14 protein-coding genes and 1 tRNA gene are annotated in these 18,027 nt (G+C 60.2%); 1 reads left to right on the top strand and 14 read right to left on the bottom strand.

Features of this window, described 5'->3' with window-relative positions; all coding sequences use genetic code 11:
* Window positions 1–120: 120 nt before the first annotated feature.
* Genes fusA through rpsL form a run of 3 tightly spaced genes read right to left on the bottom strand, consistent with a single transcriptional unit; the run spans window position 121 to window position 3,139 of the window.
* Complete coding sequence (gene fusA, locus NDI72_RS21375; protein WP_283801718.1) at window positions 121–2,211, bottom strand: elongation factor G; 2,091 nt, start codon at window positions 2,209–2,211, stop codon at window positions 121–123.
* Between the two features lie 26 nt (window positions 2,212–2,237).
* Entirely contained in the window at window positions 2,238–2,708 is a 471-nt protein-coding gene (gene rpsG, locus NDI72_RS21370; protein ID WP_113155292.1) for a 30S ribosomal protein S7, read from the bottom strand.
* Between the two features lie 59 nt (window positions 2,709–2,767).
* Window positions 2,768–3,139, bottom strand: a complete 372-nt coding sequence (gene rpsL, locus NDI72_RS21365; RefSeq protein ID WP_007010616.1) for a 30S ribosomal protein S12 — start codon at window positions 3,137–3,139, stop codon at window positions 2,768–2,770.
* 469 nt (window positions 3,140–3,608) lie between these two features.
* On the opposite strand from rpsL, the gene NDI72_RS21360 reads away from it, so the two are divergent.
* Window positions 3,609–3,890, top strand: a complete 282-nt coding sequence (locus NDI72_RS21360) for a transcriptional regulator (RefSeq protein WP_113155294.1) — start codon at window positions 3,609–3,611, stop codon at window positions 3,888–3,890.
* Window positions 3,891–3,970: 80 nt separating this feature from the next.
* Here the strand turns inward: NDI72_RS21360 and NDI72_RS21355 are convergent, their stop codons facing one another.
* The 11 genes from NDI72_RS21355 to NDI72_RS21305 form a co-directional block, all read right to left on the bottom strand.
* Window positions 3,971–5,062 (bottom strand): esterase-like activity of phytase family protein, encoded by a 1,092-nt coding sequence (locus NDI72_RS21355; protein WP_283801717.1) that lies wholly within the window; start codon window positions 5,060–5,062, stop codon window positions 3,971–3,973.
* Window positions 5,063–5,315: 253 nt separating this feature from the next.
* The gene (gene rpoC, locus NDI72_RS21350) at window positions 5,316–9,515 is read right to left on the bottom strand and encodes a DNA-directed RNA polymerase subunit beta' (RefSeq protein ID WP_113156315.1); all 4,200 of its coding nucleotides are present in this window, start codon (window positions 9,513–9,515) and stop codon (window positions 5,316–5,318) included.
* 150 nt (window positions 9,516–9,665) lie between these two features.
* Window positions 9,666–13,805 carry a DNA-directed RNA polymerase subunit beta gene (rpoB, locus tag NDI72_RS21345; protein WP_206545223.1) on the bottom strand — a complete coding sequence of 1,380 codons (4,140 nt, stop codon included), beginning with the start codon at window positions 13,803–13,805 and terminating at the stop codon, window positions 9,666–9,668.
* Between the two features lie 181 nt (window positions 13,806–13,986).
* A complete protein-coding gene (rplL, locus tag NDI72_RS21340; RefSeq protein WP_065815249.1) occupies window positions 13,987–14,364 on the bottom strand; it encodes a 50S ribosomal protein L7/L12 in 378 nt (125 codons plus the stop codon).
* 51 nt (window positions 14,365–14,415) lie between these two features.
* Complete coding sequence (rplJ, locus tag NDI72_RS21335) at window positions 14,416–14,934, bottom strand: 50S ribosomal protein L10 (protein WP_113156316.1); 519 nt, start codon at window positions 14,932–14,934, stop codon at window positions 14,416–14,418.
* Window positions 14,935–15,277: 343 nt separating this feature from the next.
* The gene (gene rplA, locus NDI72_RS21330) at window positions 15,278–15,982 is read right to left on the bottom strand and encodes a 50S ribosomal protein L1 (protein WP_113155297.1); all 705 of its coding nucleotides are present in this window, start codon (window positions 15,980–15,982) and stop codon (window positions 15,278–15,280) included.
* A 4-nt stretch (window positions 15,983–15,986) separates the two neighbouring features.
* Window positions 15,987–16,415 carry a 50S ribosomal protein L11 gene (gene rplK, locus NDI72_RS21325; RefSeq protein WP_113155298.1) on the bottom strand — a complete coding sequence of 143 codons (429 nt, stop codon included), beginning with the start codon at window positions 16,413–16,415 and terminating at the stop codon, window positions 15,987–15,989.
* 138 nt (window positions 16,416–16,553) lie between these two features.
* The gene (gene nusG / locus NDI72_RS21320; protein WP_113155299.1) at window positions 16,554–17,081 is read right to left on the bottom strand and encodes a transcription termination/antitermination protein NusG; all 528 of its coding nucleotides are present in this window, start codon (window positions 17,079–17,081) and stop codon (window positions 16,554–16,556) included.
* Between the two features lie 29 nt (window positions 17,082–17,110).
* The gene (secE, locus tag NDI72_RS21315; protein WP_113155300.1) at window positions 17,111–17,314 is read right to left on the bottom strand and encodes a preprotein translocase subunit SecE; all 204 of its coding nucleotides are present in this window, start codon (window positions 17,312–17,314) and stop codon (window positions 17,111–17,113) included.
* A 331-nt stretch (window positions 17,315–17,645) separates the two neighbouring features.
* Window positions 17,646–17,721, bottom strand: a tRNA-Trp gene (locus NDI72_RS21310).
* Between the two features lie 230 nt (window positions 17,722–17,951).
* Window positions 17,952–18,027 (bottom strand): EF-Tu C-terminal domain-related protein (locus NDI72_RS21305; protein ID WP_502888421.1); only part of this gene is annotated, 76 nt, incomplete at its 5' end.

Below are 18,027 nucleotides of genomic sequence, written 5' to 3'. Positions count from 1 at the left end.
GATGTTCGCATGCGGCTTCGTACGCTCAAATTTACCTTTGGCCATGTGAGCTCTCCATTCCTTGTGCCCGTTCGGGCTCTTTCAACTTTCGATAATCCGTAACGACGTGCGTTGAGCGAATTATGCGTATTTCTTCTGGATCTCCTGCGCCACAGCGCTGGGAACCGGCTCGTAGTGATCGAACTGCATCGTGTACTGGGCGCGGCCCTGCGACATCGAACGCAGCGTGTCGACGTACTTGAACATGTTTGCCAGCGGAACCATGGCATTGATCACCGTAGCGATGCCGCGTGCTTCCTGGCCCTGGATCTGACCACGACGACCGTTCAGGTCACCGATGATGCTGCCCACATATTCTTCCGGCGTCACAACCTCGACCTTCATGATCGGCTCGAGAAGCTGCGCACCCGCCTTCTGGGCGCCTTCACGGAAGGCTGCGCGGGCGGCGATCTCGAACGCGAGGACCGAGGAGTCAACGTCGTGGTAGGCGCCGTCGATCAGCGTGGCTTTCACGCCGAGCATCGGGAAGCCTGCAACCGGACCGGAGGAAAGAACGCTCTCGATACCCTTCTGGACACCGGGAATGTATTCCTTCGGAACCGAACCGCCGACGATCTTGGATTCGAACTCGAATTCCTCGCTCTCGGTGTTCGGCGCGAACACGATCTTGACGCGGGCGAACTGGCCCGAACCACCGGACTGCTTCTTGTGCGTGTAGTCGATCTCGGCTTCGCGGGTGATCGTCTCGCGGTATGCAACCTGCGGGGCGCCCACATTGGCTTCGACCTTGAATTCACGCTTCAGGCGGTCGACGATGATGTCGAGGTGAAGCTCACCCATGCCGGCGATGATGGTCTGACCGGATTCCTCGTCGGATTTGACGCGGAAGGACGGATCTTCTGCAGCCAGGCGGTTGAGCGCGAGGCCCATCTTTTCCTGGTCGCCCTTGGTCTTCGGCTCGATGGCGATCTGGATCACCGGATCCGGGAACTCCATGCGCTCGAGAATGACCGGCTTCAGCGGATCGCAGAGCGTGTCGCCCGTGGTCGTCTCTTTCAGGCCCGCCAGAGCGACGATGTCGCCGGCGTAAGCAACTTCCAGATCGGAACGCGAGTTGGAGTGCATCTGCAGCATGCGGCCGATGCGCTCACGCTTGTCCTTCACGGTGTTGGACAGCGAAACACCCTTGTTCAGCACACCCGAATAGATGCGGCAGAAGGTGAGCGAGCCAACGAACGGATCGTTCATGATCTTGAAGGCGAGCATGGAAAGCGGCTCTTCGTCGGAAGAAACGCGTTCGATCTCTGCTTCGGTCTTCGGATCGATGCCCTTGATCGCCGGAACTTCAAGCGGGGAAGGCAGGAAGTCGACGACGGCGTCGAGCAGCGGCTGCACACCCTTGTTCTTGAACGCGGTGCCGCAGAGAACCGGATGGAAGTTCACGTTGATCGTGCCCTTCCGGATCAGCTGGCGAAGTTCGTCATTCGAAGGCATTTCGCCCTCGAGGTAACGCTCCATCGCGCCTTCGTCGATCTCGACAGCCGTCTCGATCATCAGCTCGCGGTACTCTTCGGCTTTCGCCTGAAGGTCGGCCGGGATCTCAACAATGTCCCACTGAGCGCCGAGCGACTCGTCGCGCCACACAACAGCCTTCATCTCGATGAGGTCGACAACGCCCTGGAAGTCGTTCTCTGCACCGATCGGGAGCTGGATGGCGAGCGGCGTGGCACCAAGACGCGACTTGATCATGTCGAGGCAGCGGTAGAAGTCCGCGCCGATCTTGTCCATCTTGTTACAGAAGATCATGCGCGGGACATGATACTTGTCAGCCTGACGCCAGACAGTCTCGGTCTGCGGCTCAACACCGGCGTTGGAGTCGAGCAGAGCAACCGCACCGTCGAGCACACGCAGCGAACGCTCGACTTCAATGGTGAAGTCAACGTGGCCGGGGGTGTCGATGATGTTGAAGCGGCGGGTAGCGCCATCACGACCGGTCCACGACGTCGTCGTCGCAGCCGAAGTAATGGTAATACCGCGCTCCTGCTCCTGCTCCATCCAGTCCATGGTCGAAGCGCCATCATGCGTCTCGCCCATCTTGTGGTTCTTACCGGTGTAGAACAGGATACGCTCGGTCGTCGTCGTCTTACCGGCGTCGATATGCGCCATGATACCGAAGTTACGGTAATCTTCGAGCTTATATTCGCGGGACATCGTCGTGTACCTTTTCGATCCTACGGCTACCAGCGGTAGTGCGAGAACGCACGGTTGGCTTCAGCCATCTTGTGCGTGTCTTCGCGCTTCTTGACGGCAGTGCCGCGATTGTTTGCCGCGTCGAGCAGCTCGCCGGACAGACGATCGACCATGGTCGTTTCGTTGCGCTTGCGGGCAGCTGCGATCAGCCAACGAATGGCCAGAGCCTGGCGACGCTCGGGGCGAACGTCGACCGGAACCTGATAGGTCGCACCACCAACACGACGGGAACGAACCTCGACGTGCGGAGCAACGTTATCAAGCGCCTGATGGAACACACCAACAGGCTCCTGCTTCATCTTGTCTTCTACCTGGTCGAATGCACCGTAAACGATGCGCTCGGCAGCCGACTTCTTGCCATCAAGCATGATGGCGTTCATGAACTTGGTCACAACCGTATCACCGAATTTCGGATCGGGGTTGATCTCTCGTTTTTCTGCACGGTGGCGTCGGGACATGTTTTTCGTCTCTTACCTTCGAGGCCCGGCTCAAAATCAAAGCGCCGAAGCCGGATATCCTACTTCGGACGCTTTGCGCCGTACTTCGAACGACGCTGCTTGCGGTTCTTCACACCCTGGGTGTCAAGCACACCACGGATGATGTGGTAGCGAACACCCGGAAGGTCCTTCACGCGGCCGCCGCGGATCATCACCACGGAGTGCTCCTGAAGGTTATGCCCCTCACCCGGGATATAGCCGATGACCTCGAAGCCATTGGCGAGGCGGATCTTGGCCACCTTACGCATGGCCGAGTTCGGCTTCTTCGGCGTCGTCGTGTAAACACGCGTGCAAACACCCCGCTTCTGCGGGTTGGCCTGCATGGCCGGAACCTTATTGCGCTTAACCGGCGCAATGCGCGGCTTGCGGATCAACTGGTTAACGGTAGGCATCAAACCTTCCCTTGTTACAAATTCCGTGTCTCAAGCCCGAGGGCCGCATCCAGAACAAAAATTTGCTCTACGCACAAATCCAGGCTGCAAACCGCTTTTAACGGTCTTGCCCGGACAAAAAGCAGAGGAAGCGTTTCCGCTTCATGCGCCGCAAATTCTGTCGCTCGCAAAAACGAACCCTGTTTGAGACCTGATCCGGGGCGCGTCGCCCCGAAAGAAAAAGCCTCACATCGGCTCGGACGAAGCGGTAATTACTCGCATGAGGGTTAACCGTCAACCCCGCCGCCAGGATTATCTTGTACCGCAGGCCATCGCCGAGCCAGACAGGGTTAAAACGACAGATTATTTCCCGAAACAGCGCCATTTCGAACCAAAACGGCGCTCCATCTCTGTCATTCTCCAATCCCGCATGCGAGAAGCAGGCTTCATATAGTAAGCGATTGCCGGTTGGCAAGAATCAGGAATCACCATGAGCGAATCTGAACATCGCCCCGTCACCATCATCACCGGCCGGGTCTGGCGCGAAAAGGGTGATGAGAGCGAGGGCGTGCACATCATGCTGCAGGCCCCGGACGACGACACGGCGGTGCGGCTGGCGCTGGAAGCCCTCGCGCGCGAAGGCTACGCGGAAGCCGAGCTGGACCAGATCGGCGACATGCAGGGAGAGCCCGACGAAGAGCCACACCTGTCGGCCTGGCAGGGAGCGCTTGAAGGCGAGATCGCAATCGTCACCTTCGACGAACCGGTCTGACCCCCTTCACGGATCAGAGACAGAAAGCCCGGCCATCGCGCCGGGCTTCTTCTTTATGAGCGAGCCTCAGTCGTCCCGCTTTACTGAGAAGGTGCATCCAGGGCGAACACCACGAACTGGGTGAACTGGCCGTTCGGGTTGAAATTGTTGTCGGAAGCCAGAACCAGCGTCTTCCGGCCAGCAATGACGGGCCCCCAGGTCAGGGTTTCGATGTTGTCCACGTCGAGACCGAAGTCCCCTTCCCCGATCTTCAGAACATGCGTCTTGCTGACCGGCGTGACATCGCGGTCTGCGATGCTGTCAGCACCGAGAATATCGGTCGCACCCGCCGTTTCGACCCGATAGAGATTGATCTCGTTTCCGGTCCCCAGCGCAAAGGAGCGCTCGACCGCGAGAAACGTGCCGGCGTCGATCTCGAGGATCTCCGTCAGACCATTGTCGTTATAGTAAGGCTCGGTTTCCGACTTCTGGTGGATCGTTCCGGTTTCGTAGACATATTCGGCAACCGGCTCGCCGCTTTCGACGTTGAAACCAAGGATACGCGAAGGGCTTCCCGCCTCAAGCGTCGCTTTCGGTCCGTCCTGAACGAGCGCATTCTCGGTCGCGACCCAGATGGTCTCTCCATCGACCGAAAGCGTCAGCCCCTCGAACGCCAGATTGTTGCGAATGCCGCGCTCGCCGGCCTCATCGGGAAGATAAGCGCCGGGGACCGTGAAACTGCGCTTGAACGCGCCGTCCGGTTTGGCCTCAAAGAGCGTCGGATTGCCTTTGGCATCCCGTTCGCTCGACCAGAACACGCTCTGGCGCGCACCATCGTAGCGGATCGCTTCGGGATCGATCGTCTTGGCCGCGAAGGGCTCGCCATTCTCACCCTGCAGCACATGGCTCGAAACAATGTCGACGCCCTTCACGCCGTCTTCCTCGATCACAAGCTTCAGACGGTAGAACCGCGCTGGCGCTTTCTCCGACCGGTCGTCCGAAATCGCATAGAACAGATCCGCATCCGCGTCGTAGTCCAGGCCGGAAATGCCGCCGAACTCGACACCGGAGATCATGAGACCGCTGGGAAGGACGATTTCGCCGAGATAAGCGGGCTTCATCATGGCTTCGGCATGAGCCAGAGACTGCGCCGAAACGGACAATGCGGCAGCGAGCACTAATTTCCTGAACATGAGGTCTTCTCCGTGAACCCGGCGCGAATGCGCCTCCAGAGCATCGGACCGACGAACCGAAACCGGTTTTCGGCTTATCCGACGCTCCATCGATGGTTTGGATCGCCTTTTGTGCGTCCGGATGAACGCACGGCGATCCAGAGAACCTCATGATGCAGCCGGGTGACAGACACGCGACGATGGCGGTGGACTGCCAAAAGAAAAGCCGGGCGCAAGGCCCGGCTTCTGCATTCTCTGAAAAGAGGTCTGCCGATTACTCGGCAGCACTCGTCGTCATGTCGGCGATCATCGGATCGGCCATTTCCACGCCCGAGGTCTTGCGACGCTCGTCCAGGATCAGATCGTCGCGCGAGCGCGCAATCCGGCGAACCTGGCTCATCGCGCCACCCGTACCGGCCGGGATCAGACGACCGACGATGACGTTTTCCTTCAGGCCCTGCAGCGTGTCGACCTTGCCGGCAACAGCCGCCTCGGTCAGCACGCGGGTGGTCTCCTGGAAGGAGGCCGCGGAGATGAAGGACGGCGTCTGCAGCGAAGCCTTGGTGATGCCAAGCAGGACCGGCTGGCCCTCGGCAGGCTTCTTGCCCTCTTCCACCAACCGGTCATTGACCTCGTCGAACTCCACGGAGTCGACGTGATCGCCCGGAATGTAGGTCGAGTCGCCCTGTGCCGTGATCTCGATCTTCTGCAGCATCTGGCGAACGATCACCTCGATGTGCTTGTCGTTGATCAACACGCCCTGCAAGCGATAGACCTCCTGGATTTCGTTGACCAGGTAGGAAGCAAGAGCCTCCACGCCCTTGATCGCCAGGATGTCGTGCGGCGCCGGGTTGCCGTCGAGAATGAAGTCGCCCTTCTCGATCTGGTCGCCGTCCTGAAGATGGAACGGCTTGCCCTTGGGAATAAGGTATTCCGCAGGCTCCAGAGTCGCGTCATGCGGCTCGATGATGATGCGGCGCTTGTTCTTGTAGTCCCGGCCGAAGCGAACCGTACCATCGATCTCGGCGATGATGGCGTGATCCTTCGGACGACGGGCCTCGAACAGTTCCGCAACGCGCGGCAGACCACCGGTAATGTCCTTCGTACGGGCACTTTCGGTCGGGATACGTGCAATCACGTCGCCCGGCATAACCTTGGAGCCCGGCTCCACGGAGAGTACCGTTTCCACCGAAAGCAGGAACCGCGCGTCGCCACCACGAGCAAGCTTGGAGATCTTGCCCTTGGAGTCGAGGATCGTCAGAGCCGGCTTCAGGTCGGTGCCGCGCGGCGTCGAACGCCAGTCGATGACCTCGCGCTTCGTGATACCGGTGGATTCGTCGGCGGTTTCCTGAACCGACACGCCATCCACCAGATCCTCGAACGCCACGGTGCCTTCCACTTCGGTGAGCATCGGACGGGTGTAGGGATCCCACTCGGAGATACGCTGACCGCGCTTCACCTTGTCGCCCTCGTCGATGAACAGACGCGAACCGTAGGTCAGGCGGTGGCTTGCACGTTCCTCGCCGTTCTCGTCCATGATGAGAACCGCCATGTTGCGGCCCATCACGATGAGATCGCCTTCGGAGTTGCGCACCACATTGCGGTTGCGAACCTTGACCGTGCCTTCGAAGGAAGCTTCGAGGAACGACTGGTCGACCACCTGCGCCGTACCACCCATGTGGAAGGTACGCATGGTGAGCTGCGTGCCCGGTTCACCGATCGACTGAGCGGCGATGACGCCGACAGCTTCACCGATGTTGACCGGCGTACCGCGTGCAAGGTCACGGCCGTAGCAGACCGCGCAGACGCCGACGCGCACTTCACAGGTCAGCGCCGAGCGGATGCGGACGGACTGGATGCCTGCCTTCTCGATGGCTTCGACGTCACGCTCGTCGATCAGACGACCGGCAGCAACGATGACTTCTTCGGTTGCCGGGTTGATGATGTCATCAAGCGCGGTACGGCCCAGCACGCGCTGGCCGATGGAAGCAACCACCTGACCGGCGTCGACGATCGGCTGCATGGTCAGGCCCTTGTCGGTGCCGCAATCCGGCACGGTGACAATGCAGTCCTGAGCCACGTCAACCAGACGGCGGGTCAGGTAACCCGAGTTAGCCGTCTTCAGAGCCGTGTCGGCCAGACCCTTACGGGCGCCGTGGGTGGAGTTGAAGTACTCCATCACGGTCAGGCCTTCCTTGAAGTTCGAGATGATCGGCGTCTCAATGATGGAGCCATCCGGACGGGCCATCAGGCCGCGCATGCCAGCAAGCTGACGCATCTGCGCCGGCGAACCACGGGCACCGGAGTGCGACATCATGTAGACCGAGTTCATCGGCTTCTGGCGACCGTCATCGTCGAATTCGACCGCCTTAATGCGCTTCATCATCTCGTCGGCGACCTTTTCCGAGCACTTGGCCCAGGCGTCGACGACCTTGTTGTACTTCTCGCCCTGGGTGATCAGGCCGTCATTGTACTGCTGCTCGTATTCCTTCGCGAGCGCCTCTGTCTCGGCCACCAGGTTTTCCTTGGTGTCCGGAATGACCATGTCGTCCTTGCCGAAGGAAATGCCGGCGCGGCAGGCATGGCCGAAGCCGAGCTGCATGACGCGGTCACAGAAAATGACCGTCTCTTTCTGACCGCAGTGACGGTAGACCGTGTCGATCATCTTGGAGATGTTCTTCTTGGTCAGTTCCTGGTTGCAGATGTCGAAGGGCACATTGTGGTTCTTCGGCAGAAGCTCGCCAACGATCATACGGCCAGGCGTGGTCTCGTGGATCTGCGATACGGGGTTGCCCTCCGCGTCGACAGTCTTGAAACGGCCCTTGATCTTGGTGTGCAGCGTGACAACGCCGGTCTCGAGTGCGTGATGCAGCTCGCCCATGTCGGCGAACACCATGCCCTCACCCGGCTCGTTCTGGTTCATGATGGACAGGTAGTAGAGTCCGAGAACCATATCCTGCGACGGCACGATGATCGGTGCGCCTGAGGCCGGGTGCAGGATGTTGTTGGTCGACATCATCAGGACGCGCGCTTCAAGCTGCGCTTCGAGCGACAGCGGCACGTGAACGGCCATCTGGTCGCCGTCGAAGTCGGCGTTGAACGCGGTACAGACCAGCGGGTGCAGCTGGATCGCCTTGCCTTCGATGAGGGTGGGCTCGAACGCCTGGATGCCCAGACGGTGCAGCGTCGGCGCGCGGTTCAGAAGAACCGGATGCTCGCGGATCACCTCGTCCAGGATATCCCAGACTTCCGGCTTTTCCTTCTCGACCAGCTTCTTCGCCTGCTTGACGGTGGACGAATAGCCCTTCGCGTCGAGACGTGCGTAGATGAACGGCTTGAAGAGTTCCAGAGCCATCTTCTTCGGCAGGCCGCACTGGTGCAGCTTCAGCTCGGGACCGGTCACGATCACCGAACGGCCGGAGTAGTCGACGCGCTTGCCGAGCAGGTTCTGACGGAAGCGGCCCTGCTTGCCCTTGAGCATGTCGGAGAGCGACTTCAGCGGACGCTTGTTGGCACCCGTGATGACGCGGCCGCGGCGGCCGTTGTCGAACAGCGCATCCACGGATTCCTGAAGCATGCGCTTCTCGTTGCGGATGATGATGCCCGGTGCGCGCAGCTCGATCAGACGCTTCAGACGGTTGTTACGGTTGATCACACGACGGTAGAGGTCGTTCAGATCCGAGGTCGCGAAACGACCGCCATCCAGCGGAACCAGCGGACGCAGATCCGGCGGAATGACCGGGACGATCTTCATGATCATCCACTCCGGACGGTTGCCCGACTCCAGGAAGTTCTCGACCACCTTGAGGCGCTTCAGAAGCTTCTTCTGCTTCAGCTCGGACGTGGTAGACGCGAGCTCGGAGCGCAGATCGCCGGCGATCTTCTCCAGTTCCATCGATTCCAGAAGGTGATGGATCGCCTCGGCGCCGATCATGGCGGTGAACTGGTCTTCACCATACTCGTCGACCGCGATCAGATACTCTTCTTCGGAGAGGAGCTGATTTTCCTTAAGCGCCGTCAGACCCGGCTCGGTCACGATGTAGTTCTCGAAATAGAGAACCCGCTCGATGTCCTTCAGGGTCATGTCGAGCAGCGTGCCGATGCGCGACGGCAGCGACTTCAGGAACCAGATGTGAGCGACCGGAGCGGCCAGCTCGATGTGGCCCATACGCTCGCGACGCACCCGCGACAGCGTGACTTCAACGCCGCACTTCTCGCAGATGACGCCCTTGTACTTCATGCGCTTGTACTTGCCGCACAGGCATTCGTAATCCTTGATCGGACCAAAGATGCGCGCGCAGAACAGACCGTCACGCTCGGGCTTGAACGTGCGGTAGTTGATGGTCTCGGGCTTCTTGATCTCGCCATACGACCAGGAAAGAATTTTCTCGGGGCTAGCGAGAGAAATCCTGATCGAATCGAAAGTCTGTGCCGGCGCCTGAGGGTTGAAAAGATTCATGACCTCTTGGTTCATGCCGATCTCCTTTTCGGGACGCATCGTCCCTTTTTCAAACTTCGGTGTTGGCTGCCGCCGCCTGCCTCACCGGTTCAAATGCTCGGCCGCTATGCTGCCGTGCGAACGACGAATGCGTGTCGCGGGCAATCCCGCGACACGCCGTAACGCTTATTCAGCCGCGTCGGGCAGCTGCTCAGCCTCGGATCCTTCAATGCGGGAGTTTTCAAGCTCCACATTGAGACCGAGCGAGCGCATTTCCTTGACGAGAACGTTGAAGCTCTCGGGAATGCCTGCCTCGAACGTGTCGTCGCCGCGCACGATGGCTTCGTAGACCTTGGTACGGCCTGCCACGTCGTCCGACTTCACCGTCAGCATTTCCTGCAGCGTGTAGGCCGCGCCGTAAGCTTCCAGCGCCCAGACCTCCATCTCACCGAAGCGCTGACCACCGAACTGCGCCTTACCACCCAGCGGCTGCTGGGTAACGAGCGAGTACGGGCCGATCGAACGGGCGTGGATCTTGTCGTCCACCAGGTGATGCAGCTTCAGCATGTAGATGTAGCCCACGGTCACCTGACGGTCGAAGGCTTCGCCCGTACGTCCGTCGTAAAGCGTGACCTGGCCAGAGGTCTTCATACCGGCCAGCTCCAGCATGTCGTTGACGTCAGCCTCATGCGCGCCGTCAAAGACCGGCGTTGCAATCGAGACACCGCGACGCATCTGCTCGCCCAGACGCACGACGCTCTCGTCGTCATACTGGCGAACCGGTTCGTTGCGGTCATTCTCGGGAATGACGGCCTCAATGGTCTGGCGCAACGGCTTGATGTCGCCGCTTTCCTTGTAGCTGTCGATCAGGTCGCCGATCTGCTGCCCCATGCCGGCACAGGCCCAGCCAAGGTGCGTCTCGAGGATCTGTCCGACGTTCATGCGGCTCGGCACGCCAAGCGGGTTCAGCACGATGTCGACATGCTGACCGTCATCGAGGAACGGCATGTCTTCAACCGGCACGATGCGCGACACGACACCCTTGTTGCCGTGACGACCGGCCATCTTATCGCCGGGCTGCATCTTGCGCTTAACGGCAACGAAGACCTTGACCATCTTCATCACGCCGGGCGGCATCTCGTCGCCGCGCTGCACCTTCTCGACCTTGTCCATGAAGCGCTGCTCGAGCGCCTTCTTGGACTCGTCATACTGTGCACGCAGAGCTTCGAGCGCTTCCTGCTGCTTCTCGTCCTCAACGGCAAACTGCCACCACTGCGAACGCGGATACTCGCTCAGCGCATCAGCGGAGAGCTCGCTGCCCTTCTTGAAGCCCTTCGGACCGGCGATTGCCTGCTTGCCCACGAGCATGTCGGAAAGGCGCGCGTAGACGTTGCGGTCGAGGATCGACTGCTCGTCGTCACGGTCCTTGGCGAGGCGTTCGATTTCCTCGCGCTCAATGGCCATGGCGCGCTCGTCCTTCTCAACGCCGTGGCGGTTGAAGACGCGCACTTCGACGACCGTGCCATACGTGCCGGGCGGCATGCGCATGGAGGTGTCGCGGACATCCGAAGCCTTCTCACCGAAGATGGCGCGCAGAAGCTTCTCTTCCGGCGTCATCGGGCTCTCGCCCTTCGGGGTGATCTTGCCGACGAGAATGTCGCCCGGCTGAACTTCAGCACCGATATAGGTGATGCCGGCTTCGTCGAGGTTCTTCAGCGCTTCTTCCGAAACGTTCGGAATGTCGCGCGTGATTTCTTCCGGTCCAAGCTTCGTATCACGCGCCATCACCTCGAATTCCTCGATGTGAATGGAGGTGAAGACGTCATCGCGAACGATGCGCTCGGACAGAAGGATGGAGTCCTCGTAGTTGTAGCCGTTCCAGGGCATGAACGCGACGAGCACGTTGCGGCCAAGCGCCAGATCACCCAGATCCGTCGACGGACCATCGGCGAGGATGTCGCCCTTGTTGATCCGGTCGCCCACGCGCACCAGCGGACGCTGGTTGACGCAGGTGTTCTGGTTGGAACGCTGGAACTTCATCAGACGGTAGATGTCGACGCCGGAGCGCGATGCATCCACATCCTCGGTGGCGCGGATAACGATACGCGTCGCATCCACCTGGTCGACGATGCCCGTACGGCGGGCCGCGATGGCAGCGCCGGAGTCGCGCGCCACGATCGGCTCCATGCCGGTGCCGACGAACGGAGCCTCGGCGCGCACCAGCGGCACGGCCTGACGCTGCATGTTCGAGCCCATCAGTGCGCGGTTGGCGTCATCGTTCTCAAGGAACGGAATGAGCGCTGCCGCGACCGACACGAGCTGCTTGGGCGACACGTCCATCAGATCGACGTTCTCGCGCGGAGCCATCATCACCTCGCCGGCATGGCGGCAGATGACGAATTCGTCCGTGAACGCACCATCTTCACCGATCACGGCATTGGCCTGTGCAACGTAGTGCTTGGCCTCTTCCATGGCGGAGAGATAGACGACGTCCTGCGTGACCTTGCCGTCCACGATCTTACGGTACGGGCTCTCGATGAAGCCGTACTTGTTGACGCGGGCGAAGGTGGCAAGCGAGTTGATCAGACCGATGTTCGGGCCTTCCGGCGTCTCAATCGGGCAGATACGGCCATAGTGGGTCGGGTGCACGTCGCGCACTTCGAAGCCCGCACGCTCACGCGTCAGACCGCCCGGTCCGAGCGCCGAAAGACGACGCTTGTGGGTGATCTCGGAGAGCGGGTTGGTCTGGTCCATGAACTGCGAAAGCTGCGAGGAACCGAAGAACTCGCGCACGGCGGCAGCGGCCGGCTTCGCGTTGATCAGGTCCTGCGGCATGACCGTGTCGATCTCGATCGAGGACATGCGTTCCTTGATCGCGCGCTCCATGCGGAGCAGGCCGACGCGGTACTGGTTTTCCATCAGCTCGCCGACGGAACGCACACGGCGGTTGCCGAGATTGTCGATGTCGTCGATCTCGCCCTTGCCGTCGCGAAGCTCAACCAGCGTCTTGACCACGGCGACGATGTCTTCCTTGCGCAGAACGCGCACGGTGTCCTCGGCGTCGAGCTCGAGACGCATGTTCATCTTCACGCGACCAACGGCCGACAGGTCGTAGCGCTCGGCGTCGAAGAACAGCGAATGGAACATCGCTTCGGCCGTCTCAAGCGTGGGCGGCTCGCCCGGGCGCATGACACGGTAGATGTCGAACAGCGCGTCCTGGCGCGACTCGTTCTTGTCGGCAGCCAGCGTGTTGCGGATGTAACCGCCCACATTGACGTGGTCGATGTCCAGGAAGTGGACTTCGTCGACACCGGCTTCCAGAAGAACCTTGAGGGTCTTCTCGTCGATCTCGTCACCGGCCTCGAGGAAGATCTCGCCGGTTTCCATGTTGACGATGTCTTCGGCCAGATAGTTGCCGAGCAGGTCTTCTTCCGTCGCGTGAATGGCCTTGAGGCCCTTCTCTGCAAGCATCTTTGCCTGACGCGCGGTGATCTTCTTGCCGGCTTCAACGACCACTTCGCCGCTGTCCGCGTCGACGAGATCTGCAGTGGCCTTGAGGCCCTTGTAGCGCTCAACCGTATACGGCACGCGCCAGTTCTCACCGTCGCGCTGATAGGTCAGCTGATCGTAGAAGGTGGACAGGATCTCTTCGCCGTCCATGCCCAGCGCCATCAGAAGCGACGTCGCGGGAAGCTTGCGGCGGCGGTCGATACGCGCGTGGACGATGTCCTTGGCGTCGAACTCGATGTCGAGCCAGGAACCGCGATAGGGAATGACGCGCGCGGCAAACAGAAGCTTGCCCGACGAGTGCGACTTGCCCTTGTCATGGTCGAAGAACACGCCCGGCGAACGGTGCATCTGGGAAACGATGACGCGCTCGGTGCCGTTGACGATGAAGGTGCCGTTGGACGTCATGAGCGGCATGTCGCCCATGTAGACGTCCTGCTCCTTGATGTCCTTGATGGACTTGGCGCCAGTGTCCTCATCCACATCGAAGACGATCAGGCGCAGCGTCACCTTGAGCGGCGCAGCGAAAGTAAGATCGCGCTGCCGGCACTCGTCCACATCGAATTTCGGCTCTTCGAACTCGTAGTCCACGAATTCGAGCATCGCCGTACCGGCGAAGTCCGAGATCGGGAACACCGACTTGAACACCGCCTGAAGCCCCTCGTCAGGTCGCCCGCCCTGGGGCTCCTCGACCATCAGGAACTGGTCATAGGATGCCTTCTGAACCTCAATCAGGTTCGGCATCTCCGCAACTTCCGGAATCTTTCCGAAGAATTTGCGTACCCGCCTGCGACCATTAAACGTTTGGGTCTCGGCCATCGTCGCTCCTTGCCCTGCCTGGCTTGCATGCACCACGTGAACCGCCATCCCGGCGGTCAATCCAAACGGATAAAAACCCGTTTCCTGAAAGCCGCTTGCGGCCCACAGGAAAGAGGTTCCGGTTCCGTCTTCAAAGTTCCGGTCCGCGCAGATCGGAAATCCGCGCGGACCGGACGCCGAATTACTTCAGCTCAACTTTAGCGCCAGCGCCTTCAAGCTGACCCTTGATCTTCTCGGCTTCGTCCTTGGACACGCCTTCCTTGATCGGCTTCGGAGCGGACTCAACGAGGTCCTTGGCTTCCTTGAGGCCCAGGCCGGTGATGCCGCGGACTTCCTTGATCACGTTGATCTTCTGTGCGCCTGCATCGGTGAGAACGACGTCGAACTCGGTCTTCTCTTCAGCAGCTTCGCCACCAGCAGCACCGCCTGCAGCAGCAGCAACAGCCACCGGAGCAGCAGCGGAGACGCCCCACTTCTCTTCAAGCATCTTGGAGAGCTCAGCCGCCTCGAGGACGGTCAGGCTCGACAGGTCTTCAACGATCTTAGCAAGATCAGCCATTGTACATTTCCTTTTGTGTTCGAACTGTGTTGTTGGTCTTGAGGACCGGCATCACGCCGCCTCGTCCTTCTTGGAATAGGCGCCAAAGACGCGCGCGAGCTGACCCGCGGGCGCGTTGACAACCTGAGCGATCCGGGTGGCCGGCGTAGAAATCATGCCGACCAGCTTCGCCCTCAGCTCGTCCAGCGACGGCAGCGAGGCAAGAGCCTTCACACCATCGGAATCGAGCGCGGTCTCCCCCATGGCACCGCCAAGAATGACAAGCTTGTCATTTGCCTTGGCGAAGTCATTGGCGACCCGAGGAGCGACAACCGGATCGTCCGAATAAGCAATCAGGGTCTGGCCTTCGAAAAGGGCCTGAATGCTCTCGGACGGGGTTCCCTGAAGGGCGATTTTGGCGAGACGGTTTTTCGCAACCTTAACTGTGCCGCCTGCACCGCGCATCTTGGAACGAAGATCGTTCATCTGCGCGACGGTCAGACCGGCATAGTGGGCTACGACGACCGAACCGGTGTTGTTGAACACCTCGTTCAGGTCCGCGACGAATTCGCGTTTTTCCGCTCTGTCCACTGCCTTCTCCATTTGACGGAGTTTCCCGAAGGAAATATCCGCCGGTTTGCCTTTTGCCGCAGGGCATCCGCAAACTCGGATCACCCAAGCGACGCTCGAGGATCCTGTCCCCCTTCGCTGACCGGGAAACCCGGATCAAACAAAAGGCCAACACGGTTCGAACCATCAACCGGAGCCAGGCTCCGTTATCCGGTCCCACCCGTCTCATGCAGGCCCTTTAAAAGTATTAAGGCGAGCCGCCTGCAATCTCGGACAGGATGTTCCGGAAGTTTCCTTCCGGCTTCCAGATCTTGCGATCCGGAAAGTCTTGGGGAAGGCGCCGGAGCGCCCTCCCCGGAATTCATCAGCCTTCGGCCGACAGGCTGCCAACGTCGATGCGCAGACCCGGGCCCATGGTCGAGGTGAGAGCCACCTTCTTCACATAGTTGCCCTTTGCGCCGGCCGGCTTCGCCTTGATCACCGCATCGGTGAAGGCGCGCACGTTCTCGGCAATGGCCTTGGCGTCGAAGGAAGCCTTGCCAACGCCTGCATGCACGATACCGGCCTTCTCGACGCGGAACTCAACGGCGCCGCCCTTGGAAGCCTTGACCGCACCCGTGACGTCCGGCGTCACGGTGCCGACCTTCGGGTTCGGCATCAGGCCACGCGGGCCAAGCACCTTACCGAGACGGCCGACCAGCGGCATCATGTCCGGCGTTGCAATGCAGCGATCAAAGTTGATCTCGCCCTTCTGGACGCTCTCAACCAGCTCTTCGGCGCCGACGATGTCTGCACCAGCTGCCTTTGCTTCTTCAGCCTTGTCGCCCTTTGCGAAGACGGCAACGCGAACCGTACGGCCAGTGCCGTTCGGCAGGTTGACCACACCGCGGACCATCTGGTCAGCGTGGCGCGGGTCGACGCCGAGATTCATCGCAACTTCGATGGTCTCGTCGAACTTCGCGGTTGCACGGTCCTTCAGGAGCGCAACGGCCTCATCGAGAGCGTATTCCTTGTCGCGATCAATACCTTCACGGGACTTCGCAACGCGCTTGGAAAGTTTCGTCGCCATATCGTCAGCCCTCCACTTCCAGGCCCATGGAGCGTGCCGAACCTTCGACCATGCGCATGGCTGCTTCGACGTCCGTCGCGTTCAGATCTTTAAGCTTGGCTTCCGCGATCTCGCGAACCTTGTCGCGCGAAATCTTGCCAGCAACCACCTTGCCGGGCTCCTTGGAGCCGGACTTCAGGTTGATTGCCTTCTTGAGGAAGTAGCTCACCGGAGGCGTCTTCATCGTGAAGGTGAAGGACTTGTCCTGGTAGTAGGTCACCACGACCGGGATCGGGGATCCCTTTTCCATCTCCTGGGTCTGGGCATTGAATGCCTTACAGAACTCCATGATGTTGATGCCACGCTGACCAAGCGCAGGGCCGATCGGGGGCGACGGCGTAGCCGAACCCGCGGGAACCTGAAGCTTGAGCAGGCCTGCAACTTTCTTAGCCATATCTCATCTGCCTTGTCGTTCTCACCGGCCACCCTGAAAAGAATGAGCCGGCACTGCAGTTTGGTGGTCCGGAAATCAGCGACCGGCTTAGCCGCATTTCCCTTCCACCGATGAAGCCCCGCGCACGGGGCAACACGGTCAGCCCTTTTCGACCTGACCGAATTCCAGATCGACGGGCACTGCCCGTCCGAAGATCGACACCTCGACCTTGAGGCGCGAACGCTCCTCGTCCACTTCCTGAACGAAGCCGTTGAACGAAGCGAACGGACCGTCGGAAACGCGAACCTGCTCGCCGATCTCGAAGGTAACGGACGGCTTCGGACGCTCCACGCCTTCCTGAACCTGCGTCAGGATGCGCTCTGCCTCGGCTTCGGTAATCGGAACCGGCTTGGCGTCGCCCAGAAAGCCCGTCACCTTCGGGGTGTTCTTGATCATCGAGAAGACAGCGTCGGTGAGCTGCGCCTTCACCAGGACGTAACCCGGGAAGAACTTGCGCTCGGCATCGACCTTGCGACCGCGGCGCACTTCAACGACCTTTTCGGTCGGAACCACGACCTGCTCGATCTTGTTATCAAGACCTTTCTGGCGTGCCTGCTCCTCGATCGACTCTGCGACCTTCTTTTCGAAATTCGAATAAGCGTGGACGATGTACCAACGCGCAGTCATTTCAATCGCACTCCGTCTATCGTCCGCAATCAGGCGCCGATACCGAGAATGATCTCGATACCCCAGGCCATGAGCTGATCGGCAGCAAAGAAGAAGATCGCCGCCAGCGTGGCGAATGCGATGACCATTACCGTCGAGATCAGGGTCTCACGCCGCGAGGGCCACGTTACTTTTGCGGTTTCGGACCGAACCTGCTGAAGAAACGTGAAAGGATTCGTGGTTTTCGACGCCATGTGCCGCTCTTGATTCTATCGTCTGGTAACCCAGACTGTTTGTTATCCCCGAACTGGCCGGGAGACGCACCCGAGACCAGGAAAACCCGGCCTTCGGGCAAGAGCAAAATCCGAAAAAGCGAATCGCTTTTCGTAATCCACCCATACGACAAAGGCGCGTAAAGCCGCGTTCCCGGCTCCACGCACCGCGTGTCTGTTCGCCCTACATAGAACCGAAGTTCGATTCTTGCAAGCCCCAACGGAAGCTTCCGACAGGCGCTTACTCAACGATCTCGCTAAATGGGATCTCACCAAACGGGATCTCACGAAATGGCTCTGGCGCACAATGCGCTGGCAGGGGCAGAGGGGCTCGAACCCCCGACCTGCGGTTTTGGAGACCGCCGCTCTACCAACTGAGCTATACCCCTGCATTCCTGTGCGCTGCTGCACACTGTAGGCAGGCCGCTTCCTAAGGGCTTCCGACGCGTCTGTAAAGAGACTTTAGCGCAGGTTTTGCACCATCCACGTCATTTGTTTCCCTGAGGGTTTCGTCAAGGCGGATTTCCACCCTGCCCCGGCCCTTTCAAAACAGGCTCCGGGCAAAAGAAAAGGGCGGCCTGAGCCGCCCTTTCCGCATTCAACACTGCCGGGGCAGAGCTTACTCAATGATGGCTGCGACGATGCCGGCGCCGACGGTGCGGCCGCCTTCGCGGATAGCGAAGCGCAGCTTCTCT

The organism is Nitratireductor sp. GZWM139 (assembly GCF_030068685.1).
Lineage (GTDB): Bacteria > Pseudomonadota > Alphaproteobacteria > Rhizobiales > Rhizobiaceae > Nitratireductor > Nitratireductor aquimarinus.
The sequence above is the reverse complement of the archived record's forward strand: the minus strand, read 5'-3'. Positions and strand labels throughout refer to the sequence as shown.